Here is a 14,688-nt window from a genome sequence, read left to right on the forward strand (position 1 = left end):
AGATGAATGTTCAAAAACTCGTATCTATGAAAGGCAAACAACCGATTGTAATGATCACTGCCTATGATGCACCATTTGCAAATATAGTCCATCAAGCAGGTGTTGATGCCATCTTGGTTGGTGATTCAGTTGCGAACAATGTTCTTGGTTATTCTGACACCCTGCCAGCAACGATGGAAGATATGATTCGCCACACCCAAGCCGTAAGGAGGGGTGCCCCAGAGGCGTTTATAATAGCAGATATGCCATTTTTGTCTTATCAATGTTCGATGGATGAAGCCGTTAGGAACGCAGGAAGATTTCTAAAGGAAGCAGGTGCAAATGCAATAAAACTTGAAGGAGGTTCATTCTATGTCCCTTTAATAGAAAGACTTGTGAAAGCAGGTATACCAGTAATGGGACATCTTGGCTTGACACCACAATCTGTAAACGTCTTCGGTGGATACAAAGTACAAGGCAAAGATGAAAAGAGTGCCAAATATCTTCTTGAAGAAGCAAAAGCCATTGAAAAAGCGGGAGTTTTTTCAATAGTTCTCGAAATGGTCGTGGAAGAAACAGCCAAAATGATCACTGAAAGCCTTTCAATACCGACAATCGGTATTGGGTCTGGTAGATATTGCGATGGACAAATTCTGGTACTTCACGATTTACTCGGTTTGAATCCATCTTTTCTTCCAAAATTTGCCAAAAGATATGCAAACCTCTACCAAGAATCTTTAGAAGCAGTCCAAAGATATGCTTTTGATGTTCGAAATCGTGCTTTTCCATCAGAAGATAACGTTTTCAAGGTTGGTGGATGATCTTGAAGATTCTTCATACTTCAGACTGGCACCTTGGTTTGGAATCTTGGACTGGTTCTAAATCAGTCGACAGATTAGATGAGACCAAAAAGGCTTTGCTACATCTTGTGCAGATTGCAGAACAGGAAAAAGTTGAACTGGTATTGATAACAGGAGATGTTTTGCACAGTAGAGTATCGCCGAAAATAGAAGCCCTTAATGTACTCAGTGATATTCTTGCAAAATTTTCAGAGATCGCACACACATTTCTTGTGCTTGGCAATCACGATTGGCAAGGTCTTAAAGCTTGGAAGAATCTACCTATAAGAAATCTGACAATTGTCGATTATCCAGAACAGATAACCACAGAACATTTCAAAATCTTTTTTCTACCCTATACAGATCCACAGAGATTGCTCGGTACAACGGAAGATTCGACAGCCTTAGTTGGAGAATACTTGAATGATTTTTTGGTAAAGGTACGCAATCAGATAGATGAAAAGAAGATAAATATATTGGCTGGGCATTTATTGATCGAAGGCCTGATTGAATCAGATAAGGAAATCGCCCTGGGTGTACAGATTAAAAAATCGGTTATCCCAACCGGATTAGATTATGTTGCTCTTGGACATATACATAACAATTCAATAGTTCAACAATCTCCAATTACATGTTATGCGGGCTCACCAATTACGCTTGATTTTGGCGAGGAACATGACATAAAGGGTGCCTTTATAGTCGAGTTCGATCGGCACAAAGCTCACATTCGTCATGTCAGTACACCTTACAAAAGGCTCAAGACCTTCAGGATGCCTGATTATTCAGAATCATCACTGGAAATCTTGGCAAAGCAATTGAGAGATTTCGATGGATATGCAAGGGTGATATTTGAGAATCTTGCTTCAAATGAAGTTAGGAAGTATCTGATGGAAAATTTCGAATGTGTAACAAAGGTTGAGTTCAGAACAGATATAAAAGAAAAAGATCTTTCCTTTGCAACTCGTCAGAAAATCGATGTGATAGATCTATATCGTAATTATGTAAAGGGAAGATTTGGTGAATTGGAAGAGTCCATGGTGAGATTGGTCGAGAAATTGTTCAAGGAGGTTGGTGAGGATCAGACCACTCAGTCTTGAAGTGAGCAATTTTCTTGGGATAGAAAAGTGTAAAGTGGATTTCAAGGAAGGTGTGTTTTTGATTCTTGGGCAGAATGGTGCTGGGAAGTCTTCCTTGCTCGAAGCAATTGTCTTTGCGCTGTATGGAACAGGTATCAGGTATGGAAAAAAAAGTCCTCAAGATTATATGCGCTCATCGACTTCCACCTGCCAAGTAAAACTCTCTTTTTTGAAAAACGGAAAGAAATACGAAGTATTCAGGCGAATAAGATCGTCGGGCACTGAGGCTTTGCTCACGGAAAATGACGCAATAATAGCCACACAGAGAACTCACGTGGATAGGGAACTCCAAAGGATTTTGGATACAACATACGAGAGTTTCATAAGTACCTTTTTCCTGCCTCAAGGAAGGGCAACATATTTACTCACAGCAAAAAGATCTGAGATCAACGACATAGTATTTGATGTGCTCTTTCCCAAGAAAATTCTCAGATCTGTACAGGAAAAGGTCAGTGAAATCGTTAAAAACCTTCAGATGGAGCACGAAAAGATGCAAGCTCGTCTTGGTGATCTGAGAATAAGATCTGAACAAATTCTTGGCACGGCAAATCCAGAAAAAATAGATTTGTGTAACAGAAAATTGAAAGATCTTCAAGAACAAATTGAATCTACAGAGCAGAAATTGAAATCAATTGAACAAGAGAGAATTTTCTGGCAGCAAATAAGACAGATTGAAAAAAACCTAAAAGACTTGGTATATGAGAAAAATAGGTTGATCTTTGAAGCTGAGGAAGAAAGAAAGATAAACCTTGCAAAATCTATTGGAGGAGATTATCAAATTCTTTCGGCTATTCGTGAAAAATTCGAGTTATCGCAAAAACAGCAAAATAGTATACAGGAACAGATTAAAAAATATGAAAATGATATTCTAAAAGCCAAACGGGACTTGGAAAACCTCGAAAGGAATAGAAGCGAGATCGAACAGAATATAAATAAACTTAACACCGAAAGAGAAAAGCTTCAAAAAATCGATTTACAGAGCGAGCCTTTTTTGAACAATTTGAATCAATTAAAAACTATGAAGTCATTCCTGGAAAAAGAGAAATTAAATTTAAAAAGTAATATTTCCAAGATTGAAAAGCAAATATCTGAGAAACAAAGTGCTCTGATGGGAATCACTAATTCACTTCAACTTCTGCAAAAAGAATTTGACGAAATAAAGCAACAAACCGTTATATGGATGTCCCAAGAAATAGCACAAAATCTGCAAGATGGTGACACGTGTCCTGTATGTGGAAACGTTTTTCACAAAATCACGGTTACACGACAAAAAGCCGATGTACAGAGATATCACGAACTTAAACAATCAATTGAAGAAGAGCAAAGACAAATCGAACGATTGATCTTTGAGATCAAATCTCTATCCCAAGAAAGAGATAGTACAAATGAGAGGATGAATCAGATCAGTAAAGATCTCGATGATTGTGTAGATAAAATAGGCAAAATTGAGAACGAACTTCAGATCATGGGTTATGATAGTTCTATCAAGCAAAAGATAAATGAATTTTCAAAAGAAATCGAATACCTACTCGGGAAGAAAGGTCAGGTTCAATCGAGTATTTCAAAACTGGCAGAGTCAAAAGAACAATTGAATAAGAGAATTGATGAATTAAGTAAAGATCTTCAATCTCTTTCTTCACAAATTGAAAAACTACAAATTGAACTACACGAAAGCGAAAAAATATTCTCAGAGAAATTGGGTAAAACTGGGTTGACGTTCAAGGAATTCGAAATTTACAGTAAGAAAGAACTGCCCAGTCGCAGTAACCTTGAGATGCTTCAAAGAATCGAACTACAGATTGAAAAAAATCATGAAGAACTCGACAAACTCAAGAATTCTGTCTCACTCGAATATGAGGTGTGTGAGAATAATTACAGGAAATTGATAAATGAACTTGAAGCCATCAAAAAACACAGAGATGAATACATCAGACAAAAGGCGATAATCGAACACTTGCTGGAAGAGTTGAAAAATATCGAAGAACAAAAAGAGAATTTGCAAAAGGAATTTGAAACGATTCATAGAGAATATCAAATTGCAAGTTCAGTAAAAGATACTTTATCAGCCAGAGAATTTCAATCGTTTGTCACTAACATGGTCCTTGATGAAATAATAGCGAGAACAAACAACATGCTGGATACTCTGACCGATGGAAGATTCAAGATAAAGATCAATGAAATGGGGTTTTCGATCGTAGACGGGAATACTGATAGAAGTGCTGATGGTCTTTCTGGTGGTGAAAAGACAATAGTTTCACTTGCGTTAGCAATTGCAATCGCCGAAACAGCTACTGGACAAATGGAACTCTTTTTTATAGATGAAGGATTTTCTGCCTTAGATGAAGAGAATAAATCACGCATAGCAAGCGCTCTGAAGCAAATGGAAAAGCTGAATAAAGTGATTGGCTTTGTCACGCATGATCCACAATTTGCCGAGTATTTTGACAGGAAACTCATAGTTGAAAAGGGTGGTGTAGTCAAATGGATTTAGAGCAATATCGATCTCTTATAGACAGGATTGTGAACGAGAAAGGCACTCAGGCAATACCAAAACTTTTAGAGCTCTTAACAGACGAAAATGAGGAAGTCAGAGAAATCGTTTTACAAACCATTCAAAGATTTGGTGATCAAGCAATACCAATATTGATCGATAAATTCAAGCAAAAAATCCACGAACAAACCAAGAACGACATTCTTATTCTGTATTTGGTGGATATCCTTTCAGATTTGCAGGAAATGAGTATCAAAAAAGATCTATACCAACTCCTCAATAGATACGATCAAGAAAGTGCACAACTTGTTATTTACGAAGCTCTTGCAAAACTCGGTGACGGAGAGAAAATCATAGACATTGTGAGTTATTTTCTGTTAGAAGATGAATACAGAGATGAACTTGCAGAACAAGCAGTTATGGTTTTAGCACATATTGCCAATCCTAAAGCCGTTGATTCTCTTGTGAAAGCATATAAAGACGAACGGCTTCACTCTGAGGTGAAGCCGTTCATCATAAAAGCACTCGCTATGATAACGATAAAAGATCAAAAATTGTGGGATTATCTGAACAAAATCGCGGAAAATCAACTAATAGAAGATGTTCAAAAATATCTTGAAAATTAATCTTTTATCAAAACACCTTCTTTGAAGATCATCATGATATTGTTCTTATCAGCAAGTACTCTTATATTCTCTAATGGATCTTCTTTTACAACGATTAGGTCTGCCAATTTTCCTGGTTCAATCGTTCCTGTTATATTAGACAATCCGACAGCTTCGGCAGCATTTTTGGTTGCTGCGACTATCGCTTCGATCGGAGTCATGCCAACCTTTTCCACCAAAAGAATCATTTCCAATGCATTATCACCATGCTTAAAAGCTTTTGCACCACCGAGAAAATCGGTACCAGTTGCGAGTTTCACTCCATGTTTATACGCCAATTTTATGTTTTCCACATGTGCTTCGTAGACTTGTTCACATTTTTTCAGACCCCATTCTGGTATACCAATCGCTTGGCCGTAAACCATAATGTGTTCGACGATTGAAAGCGTTGGTACTACTATGGCGTCTTTTTCTTTGGCTAATCTACAACATTCTTCATCTATGAAAATTGCATGAGCAATCACCTTAACACCTGCCAAAAGTGCGTTTTTGATCCCCTCAGTCCCTTGTGCATGTGCATGAACAAATCTCTTGGCATGTTGAGCCTCTTGAACGATTGCCCTCAGTTCTTCTATAGTAAACTGTGTATATTCAGGTCTGTCCCTTTCAGACAAAACACCACCTGTTGCTGAAACTTTTATGAAATCAGCCCCACACCTGAGTGCGTAACGTGCTGCTTTTTGACACTCTTCGACACCGTCACAGATTAATGAGCCCAGAGATGTTTTAAATTTTGACTCTCTTGGATCAACATAATCGATTGGTAGATAATGTTCATCGCCGTGACCGAAGGTTTGGGAAAGTGTGTAACCTGCTGCCGATATCCTTGGTCCAAGTATCGTTCCCTCCTCAACTGCCTTCTTTATACCAACTGCGATTGCCCCTCCCGCATCTCCTATGGTTGTAAAACCAGCTTTTAGTAATGCCTCAAGATCTTTGACAACCCTTGCAACAAGAACTTCGTATGGTACCAGCAAAGATTCCTTCACCGTATCCCCTGATCTGAAACCAGTGAGATGTAAATGAGCATCGATCAAACCAGGCAGAAGATATTTTCCACTCAGATCGAAAACTTCAGCATCCTTGGGAATATTTACAGAGCCTTTTGGACCAACTTCTTGAATGGATTTGCCTTGAATCAATACCGTTCCATCAAATGGTTTTTCCCCTGTGCCGTCTAAGATCTTTGCATTAGTCAGAGCGATGAGATTAGACATTCAAACACCCCCATCTTGAGTTTGTTTCATGTATCATAGAACAAATGCTATCAATTGTCAATAACCAAAAGCTGTCCAAAAATAAAACTCTCTCATAACAAAAACCCAGTTTTAGTGAATAAGACAAAAGTGACTTGAAGTTATACTCAACAAAGTTCTGTTATAGCGATGAATAGCAAAGTACATTGAGTTTTCTACACCAAAGTGTCATCAGAAAAGCAAAAACAAGAAATTGTTACAAACAAAAAATCGTATACTATATAATGGAAGGCGCCAACCAGGATCCTGGGAAAATACCCCTTCGTATATTGCCATGGGTCTAATCTTTTGGGTCATCTTTGCTTGGATTGATAAAACTGAATATGAAAAAGACAGATGTTTTTTGTTTTCCAATCAAATGATTTTATGAAAATACTCGTTTAAAAAACTATATGCAAAAGATCAAACAAATATGCCATCTTTAGATCTTTTTCAAGATGTTCTTGGATAAAAATATGATTATTCCCCCACAGGAGAGGTTATTTCTCCTGTTTTTTTACTGATTTTTTCGAAAGAGCTTGCACAGGCAAAGATGGTTATTTTATTTTCCCTCAATTCTGTGTGACTTTTTAGTTTCAATACAAATGTGATAGGATTCTTGCGGAGGTGATGATGTGGATCGCCCAAAGATCAGGCTTGATAAGAAATTAGTCGATTATGCAAGAAAATTGGCAAAAGAAATAACGGACCAGATTCAGCAAGTGATCGATCAACATTCTACAGTTTCAGTCGAAAGAGCTGTCCTCAGACTCTTTGGAATCGATGGAGTCACAGATGATCAGATTCCTTTGGTAAATGTGGTAGTAGATAAGATCAAAGAATGGGAAATGCTCCAGGATGGTGTCACAAGACCAATTGTCAATGCCATGATTGTTCTCGACAAGAGCGCACAGGAGATAGCAGAAGCAATAGTTGATGGTCTGGATCTTAGATCTCTACCTCATGTACCAGATGAAAAAATCGATTTGAAAATGCGAGAACTATCAAGCCGTTCACTTGAGAAAATAGAAAAAACAAGTCAGTATCGGGAAAATCTCTTAAAGGAATTGGGCGATCCACCTCAACCGTATAAATATTTGATCGTCGCAACGGGAAACATTTACGAGGATGTCATACAAGCGAGAGCCGCTGTAAAACAAGGAGCAGATATCATTGCTGTTATCAGATCGACTGCTCAAAGTTTGCTCGATTATGTTCCATATGGTGCAACAACTGAAGGATATGGTGGAACCTACGCAACTCAAGAAAATTTCAGAATCATGAGACAAGCCCTTGATGATATAGCGAAAAAGGTAGGTAGATATATCAGACAGGTTAATTACGCGTCGGGCCTCTGCATGCCAGAAATCGCTGCACTTGCCGCCCTTGAAGGACTTGATATACTCCTGAATGATGCGATGTATGGTATTTTGTTCAGAGACATAAATATGATAAGGACCTTTACAGATCAATATATCTCAAGACTCTTGTGTGCCTTTTCAGGTATAACGATCAACACTGGTGAAGATAACTATCTCACTACCGCAGATGCCATAGAAAAGGCTCACACTGTAACTGCATCACAATTGATCAACGAACAATTTGCACTCAAAGCCGGTATGAAGCCACGATTGATGGGGTTAGGACATGCCTTTGAAATAAATCCTGAGATCGAAGATGGACTTTTGTATGAAATAGCCCACGCAATGTTGGCAAGAGAACTTTTTGCAAATTATCCAATCAAATATATGCCACCTACAAAATTCATGACTGGAAATATTTTCAAGGGATATGCAATGGAGACATTGTTCAATCTTGTTTCAGTGATGACTGGACAGAGTATACAACTTCTTGGAATTCTCACCGAGGCGATACATACCCCATACTTACACGATAGATACCTTGCATTGATCAATGCTAATTATGTTTTCAACAACGCTCGCCATCTTGGTCGAGAGGTTATTTTCAAAAAAGACGGTTTCGTCGAGAAACGTGCAAATGAGGTACTCAGAGAAGCGGTGAATTTGCTCGAGCACACAAGAGATGTTGGTTTACTCAGGGCAATAGAAGAAGGGCAGTTCGCAGATATTCCTCGTGCAAGGGATGGAGGAAAAGGATTAGATGGTGTTTTCAAAAAATCAGAAAACTACGTAAATCCCATACAGGACGAATTGGAAAGGCGTCTGGGGGTGAGAAGATGAATATAGATCTGAAAAATATAAGACCCTACGGGGATCAATTGGGTGACGGGGCTGTGCAACTTTCATTCACTTTACCAATAGAATACGGTCCACTTGCACGTGAAACAGCCAAAAAATTTTGCGAAACCCTTGGTTTTCAAGATATTGTCATAGCAACTATGGAAGATATAGGAGAGAACTTCACCTTCTTCGTAATTTATGCTAAGGCATCTGTGTCCATCGATGCTTCTACTATAAAAGTTGTTGCTCCAAAATTCAGGAGAATGACACGTGAACAACTCGATGAGCTTGTGAAGAAAGAATTCAACAGAAAAATAGTGGTGGTTGGAGCGACCATAGGAACAGATGCACACACAGTTGGTCTTGATTCAATACTCAATATGAAGGGATTTCACGGTGATTATGGATTGGAAAGATATCACGCTTTCAAAGTATATAACATGGGAGCTCAAGTTTCACCTGTTGAACTGGTCAAAAAGGTACGTGAAGTTGATGCCGATGTGATTCTTGTTTCTCAGGTGGTTACACAGAGAAATGTTCACATAAGACATCTGACGGAACTCATGGACCTTCTGTACGCCGAAGGGTTAAGAGAAGACCTTTTGGTGATAGTAGGTGGGCCAAGAATTACCCACGAACTCGCCTTAGAACTGGGCTATGATGCAGGTTTTGGTGCTGGTACAGTTCCAAGTGACGTCGCCAATTTCATTGTTCAAGAGCTTTTGAAGAAATACTCTCGTTGAGTAATCTTTTTACAAATTCTTCCTCTTGATCGTCGGTGATCATTCCATCGAGTTTTGCACAGTAAACTTTCTCAAGCATGGCACCGACGATCCTTCCTGGATTGATACCAAAATTCTTCGTCAGAAAATGTCCATTGACCTTAATCTTAGTTTGTCTTGATTTTTCCAGATATTGTTTGAGATATCCTTGAGAATCAATATCCAAATAAGATGCCAGATAACAATATGCTTCAGGCGAGAAACCTTGAGTAACTTTGTATATATCAGAAAAGTTCAATCTCATAGAGACAATCTTTGAAAGTGGAACGATCATCTTTCTCACTATTTTCAGCTCATCGATGAATTTAGATGCCAGGCCATATCTTTCTTTTATTTGGTCTAATGCCGTATCTCCATGATACTCAAGAAAGACAAACATCACACAATAAAATTTGTTGATCTTTCCAAAAAATTCTTCAGCCCAAGTGAGAAAACTAAAAAGCGATTTTAACTTTTCCTCCATGGTTGCTGTATAAAAGACACCGGGAAACATGTGCTTGAGGATCTCAAAATCAGAGAGCCTTTTTAGAGCAGCCACAGGATCTTTCTCTTCAAGGATTTTTTCGAATTCCTGTCTGAGCCTCTGCCCGGTAACCTTTTCTAAATAACCTTGTTGTACTGCCTGCAACATGAGTTGAGTTGTCTGTAATTCGATTTTGAAACCAAAACGCGTTTCAAATCTCACTGCTCTCAAGATTCTGGTAGGATCCTCTATGAAACTCAGCGTGTGAAGGCATCTTATGAGTTTATTCTCCAAGTCTTTTTTAGCACCAAAGAAATCTATCAATGTGCCGAAATCCTTTGAATTGAGTTTTATCGCCATCGCATTTATAGTGAAGTCTCTTCTGTAGAGATCTTTCTTTATCGTACTAACTTCAACCTGTGGTAACTCCGTAGGGGCTTGATAATATTCAGTTCGAGCCGTTGCTATATCTATCCTAAAACCATTCTTTATGAATATCGAGGCAGTTAGAAATTTTTCGTATTTCACTAACTTCGCCTTTAATTCCTCAGCAGCATAGTCGGCAAAGGCAAGACCATCTCTCTCAACGACTATATCCATATCATAGTTCGGGTTGCCCATGAGCAGATCTCTCACAAATCCACCCACTATGTATACAGGAAGATTGAGCTCATCACCATATTGACCAAGTTGCTTGAGTAAATCAATGATTTTCTTGGGCAAATTTGTTATTAGTAGATCACGAACGTCAACAAAGGCCATTTGAACAGTTTCATGAATTGCCTTTCTCATTGGACGAGTTACTGCATCAGAAAAACTTGATCTCATCACATCTGTTCGCGTGATTATTCCAACTAATATGCCATGCTCAACGACGGGTATTCTGCCAATGTCGTTTTCAACCATTATTTGCCTGATTTTATTCAATGGAGTTTCTGGTGTGACTACTATCAATTTACTTGACATAATAGATTTGATCGGTGCATTGTGTAAACCATGATTCATCGCTTTATCAACTGCTTTCTTTGTGACAATACCAACCAATTTATTTCCTTCGATTATCGGCAATCCATTGTGTCCCGTCCTTTCCATAATCTTATTGACTTCACCGATGGTCATCTCGGCATAGGCAACCCTTACTGGAAAAGACATAATATCTTTCGCACGCAGACCTTTGTTCAGATATTTTTTGAGCGTTTCCAGAATGATCCTTTTAACCTCCAAAACATCGGCAGTATTCAGTGTGCAACTTGCGGCCTTACGATGACCACCACCACCCAATTCTGCTATCATACTTCCGATATCAACGTCGTTTGATGACGTCCTACCGATAACACTGATTTTTTTACCTGTTCTTACGATACATATGAGCGTCTCTGTTCCTTCCAAATACCACAATTTACTCGTCACAGCATTCAAACCACCAACGAATTTATCTGTCTCAGCAATACTGATACTAACCGTAACTCCATCGATTTGAATTGTCTCTAAGTTAGACAGAAGAGATTCAAAAATCAATTTTTGATCATAGTTAAGATCGTATTTTATGAAGTCAGATACCTCGATCAGATTTGCCCCTTTTTGCATCAAATATTTAATCGCATCGATATCACGCACCGTGGTCGTTGTATAAAGTAGATTTCCAGTATCTTCATATATTGCTATTGCAAAAAGAGTTGCGTCGATAGAATCGATGTTTATGTTTCTCTTTCTTATTTCTTCGAGCAACATTGTAATCGTTGCCCCGACGCTTTCTAATCTCTTTTCACCCTTAATAGATATTTCTTTTATATCTGGATGGTGATCAAAAACAAGAATATCTGACACATTTTCAACAATTGCCTGAATCTGTGTGCCTAACCTTTCTTTTGAAGCGGTATCAACCACAATCATTGATTCTACAGATTGATCGATCAAATCCTTCTCGGTGATAAAAGGGTACTTTTCTTCATATATTCCAAGATATTGAGCGAGATTCTGCTGGGGTGTCCCACTCAACACAATTGTGTAATCTGGATAAATCTTACGAGCCGCAACACACGATGCAAAACAATCAAAATCGGGGTTTCTATGGCCAACAATAATCTTCAAGACCTTTTCCTCCTAAGGGTTATTTGTTGCCCTTGGTTCAGTTTGAAAAATTCTTCTGCACAACCCTGATTAACCGCTATCTCCAAAAAACCAGAACTATCGATATGAACAAGACCCTTTCCTTTTTCCACATCGCCATATGCTTTGACATATACAAGTTCGAATTTATCATTCAAAAGAATGATATCGTCTATATCCCATCCGAGTCTTTCCACATACGATGCAGATATATTCGTTTCAATATTTCCAAAGCCATCACAGTAAACAACTTCTCCAATCACATTATCTGACTGCACTTGAGCTACCTTCACTGGTAAAACTATATAATTTGGCAATACACTACCAACATCTTCAAACCGAACACCTTTCGACAAATGACCTGCCACAGAAGCAAAGATATCCCTTCCATGAAATGTATAAGAAGAACCGTAATGCAGCGATTTGTTGTCCAATTCTCGAACTTGTTTGACACCATAGTTGAGTGCTACATATGTGAAAATTCCATTATCTGGTCCCACATAAAACTGTTCGTTCTTTGTCCTCATACAAATCGCTTTGCGGCTTGTACCCACACCATAATCAACAACCGCCACAAAGACAGTACCCTGTGGAAAGTCAATCGAAGCCCTCAGAAGGATATGAGCTGCCATTCTAACATCGAATGGCTTGATTTCATGAGTAATGTCAATGATGGTTGCATCTGGATTTATCCTTTTCATAACCGCTTTTGCCACGCCAACATAATAACTCTTCAAAGACCAATCTGTCAGAAAGGCTATCATCTTTCAACCTCCCTTTTCAAATATAGAATACTACAGCTTTCAAAAAAACGATTGTCTTGAAATTTATCATTTGCGTGGTGTATACTTTATGGTGTCAAAATTTTATCGCAAGGGGGTATGAAGATGAGAAAATTTCTCGTAGTTTTTTTGGTCTTGGCTACTTTCTTGGTATTTGCTGAAGTTAAGAACCCTGACACAATTGTGCGACTAAATCTTGCAGGGGAACCGGACACCTTTGACCCACATTTTGCTTACGATACGGCAAGCGGCGAGGTTTTGAGCGAGGTTTATGAATGTCTCATTGAGTACGTCGGATCGAGTGTTACAGAAATGGCTCCAAGGCTTGCCACTCAAGTACCAACTGTTCAGAATGGTCTCATCAAAGACGATGGAAAAACTTATGTATTTCCTATCAGAAAAGGTGTCAAATTCCACAATGGTGCCGAACTTAAACCTGAAGATGTCGAATACAGCTTCGAAAGAGGCCTTTTATTCGATCCAGCCGGTGGTCCAATGTGGATGCTCTGGGAAGCGATGTTCGAAGTCTATGCACTCGAAGAACTCGTGGAAGCAGTTGCTGGAAAACCATATTCAGAGATGATTGATTCCAACACAGGAGAACCATTGCCAGAGTATAAAGATACCTTGGTTAAAATTTACACAGATTATATCGATCCAGCTATCGAAGTCGAAGGAGATAATGTCGTCTTCCATCTTAAGAGACCTTTTGGACCATTCCTATCAATACTCTGTGGCTATGCAAACTGGAGTATGATTCTCAACAAAGAATGGTCAATCGCTCAAGGTTGTTGGGATGGCAAAGCAGATACATGGTGGAGATATCACGATCTGGCAAAAGAAAAATCTCCGCTCTATGCAAAAACAAATGGTACAGGTCCATTTAAAGTAGTCGAATGGGATAGAGCACAGCAAAGGGTTACACTTGAAAGATTTGATGGATATTGGAGAGGTCCAGCAAAGATAAAGAAAGTAATTATATGGAATGTGGGCGAATGGTCAACAATGAAAGCAATGCTTGAAAAAGGCGATGCAGACATTGCTGCAGTTCCAACTATATACCTACCCCAGATCGAGAACACACCTGGTATAACAGTTATAAAACCTTTACCATATGTTTCGGTAACGTCCTTACACTTCAATTGGAATGTCAGACCAGATAGTAAATACATAGGTTCTGGTAAACTTGACGGCGAAGGTATACCACCTGATTTCTTCAGCGACGAACATTTGAGAAGGGCTTTTGCATATGTAATAAATTATGATGCAGTTATAAAAGATGTCTTGAGAGGACTTGGAAGCAGAGTGCCTGCAGACTTGCCAAGCACATTGTTAGGTTACAATCCAAAATTACCGTTGTATCAATTCAGTATCACCAAGGCAACAGAAGAGTTCAAGAAGGCGTGGAACGGTGAAGTTTGGAAGAAAGGGTTCAAGCTGACATTACTGTACAACACAGGAAACGAAGTCAGAAGAACCATAGCAGAAATGATCAAGACTTACGTTGAAATGATCAACCCGAAATTCAAAATCGAAGTTCGTGGTGAGCAATGGCCTACATATTTGACTTCATACAAAAATGGCTATCTACCAGCCTTCATAATAGGTTGGGTTGCTGACTATCCAGATCCACATAACTTCATTCAGACATACTATCACTCAGCGGGAACATACGGTTTTGCACAGGGTGAAAACTTCAAGAAATTTGTATCAACTCCAAGACCAGAACTCGGTGGCAAGAGTGTTAATCAGATCATCGAAGAAGCCGCGACAAATCCAGATCCCGCTGTGAGACAAAAACTGTATGAACAAGTTCAAATTGTTGCTATAAACAACGTTCTTGGTGTACCTTTGTATGAAACACAAACCTTCTTCGTAGGAAGAAGCTGGGTAAAAGGATGGTTCAACAATCCAATGAGACCCGGACACGATTATTACTATCTGTGGAAAGAGGAATAATCAAATTATTTCCTTGAACCTGGGGCTCTATGCCCCAGGTTTTTTAT

10 protein-coding genes are annotated in these 14,688 nt (G+C 38.8%); 7 read left to right on the top strand and 3 right to left on the bottom strand.

The window, feature by feature from the left end; all coding sequences use genetic code 11:
• Positions 1-2: 2 nt before the first annotated feature.
• Genes panB through TSP02S_RS09565 form a run of 4 tightly spaced genes read left to right on the top strand, consistent with a single transcriptional unit; the run spans position 3 to position 5,071 of the window.
• Positions 3-800 carry a 3-methyl-2-oxobutanoate hydroxymethyltransferase gene (gene panB / locus TSP02S_RS09550; RefSeq protein WP_041083643.1) on the top strand — a complete coding sequence of 266 codons (798 nt, stop codon included), beginning with the start codon at positions 3-5 and terminating at the stop codon, positions 798-800.
• Positions 797-1,915: a metallophosphoesterase family protein gene (locus tag TSP02S_RS09555; RefSeq protein WP_041083644.1), complete on the top strand. Its 1,119-nt coding sequence runs from the start codon at positions 797-799 to the stop codon at positions 1,913-1,915. Before panB ends, TSP02S_RS09555 begins: the two co-directional genes overlap by 4 nt.
• Positions 1,890-4,445 carry an AAA family ATPase gene (locus TSP02S_RS09560; protein ID WP_041083645.1) on the top strand — a complete coding sequence of 852 codons (2,556 nt, stop codon included), beginning with the start codon at positions 1,890-1,892 and terminating at the stop codon, positions 4,443-4,445. The genes TSP02S_RS09555 and TSP02S_RS09560 overlap by 26 nt, the downstream gene beginning before the upstream one ends.
• Positions 4,436-5,071, top strand: coding sequence for a HEAT repeat domain-containing protein (locus TSP02S_RS09565; protein ID WP_041083646.1), 636 nt, complete (start codon positions 4,436-4,438; stop codon positions 5,069-5,071). The genes TSP02S_RS09560 and TSP02S_RS09565 overlap by 10 nt, the downstream gene beginning before the upstream one ends.
• On the opposite strand, the gene TSP02S_RS09570 is transcribed toward TSP02S_RS09565, so the two are convergent.
• The gene (locus TSP02S_RS09570; RefSeq protein WP_041083647.1) at positions 5,068-6,327 is read right to left on the bottom strand and encodes a metal-dependent hydrolase family protein; all 1,260 of its coding nucleotides are present in this window, start codon (positions 6,325-6,327) and stop codon (positions 5,068-5,070) included. The genes TSP02S_RS09565 and TSP02S_RS09570 overlap by 4 nt on opposite strands.
• A gap of 653 nt (positions 6,328-6,980) precedes the next feature.
• Between TSP02S_RS09570 and kamD the strand changes: the two genes are divergently transcribed.
• Positions 6,981-8,546, top strand: a complete 1,566-nt coding sequence (kamD, locus tag TSP02S_RS09575; protein ID WP_041083648.1) for a lysine 5,6-aminomutase subunit alpha — start codon at positions 6,981-6,983, stop codon at positions 8,544-8,546.
• Positions 8,543-9,289 carry a lysine 5,6-aminomutase subunit beta gene (gene kamE, locus TSP02S_RS09580; protein ID WP_041083649.1) on the top strand — a complete coding sequence of 249 codons (747 nt, stop codon included), beginning with the start codon at positions 8,543-8,545 and terminating at the stop codon, positions 9,287-9,289. Before kamD ends, kamE begins: the two co-directional genes overlap by 4 nt.
• Here the strand turns inward: kamE and TSP02S_RS09585 are convergent.
• Together TSP02S_RS09585 and TSP02S_RS09590 are read right to left on the bottom strand one after the other, a co-directional pair.
• Positions 9,252-11,882 (bottom strand): CBS domain-containing protein, encoded by a 2,631-nt coding sequence (locus TSP02S_RS09585; RefSeq protein ID WP_041083650.1) that lies wholly within the window; start codon positions 11,880-11,882, stop codon positions 9,252-9,254. The genes kamE and TSP02S_RS09585 overlap by 38 nt on opposite strands.
• Positions 11,879-12,664 carry an SAM hydrolase/SAM-dependent halogenase family protein gene (locus TSP02S_RS09590; RefSeq protein ID WP_041083651.1) on the bottom strand — a complete coding sequence of 262 codons (786 nt, stop codon included), beginning with the start codon at positions 12,662-12,664 and terminating at the stop codon, positions 11,879-11,881. Before TSP02S_RS09590 ends, TSP02S_RS09585 begins: the two co-directional genes overlap by 4 nt.
• Before the next feature lie 123 nt (positions 12,665-12,787).
• Here TSP02S_RS09590 and TSP02S_RS09595 point away from each other — a divergent pair, with 123 nt between their 5' ends.
• Positions 12,788-14,641 (top strand): ABC transporter substrate-binding protein, encoded by a 1,854-nt coding sequence (locus TSP02S_RS09595; RefSeq protein WP_041083652.1) that lies wholly within the window; start codon positions 12,788-12,790, stop codon positions 14,639-14,641.
• The last annotated feature ends 47 nt before the right edge of the window (positions 14,642-14,688 follow it).

The organism is Thermotoga profunda AZM34c06, assembly GCF_000828675.1.
Lineage (GTDB): Bacteria > Thermotogota > Thermotogae > Thermotogales > DSM-5069 > Pseudothermotoga_B > Pseudothermotoga_B profunda.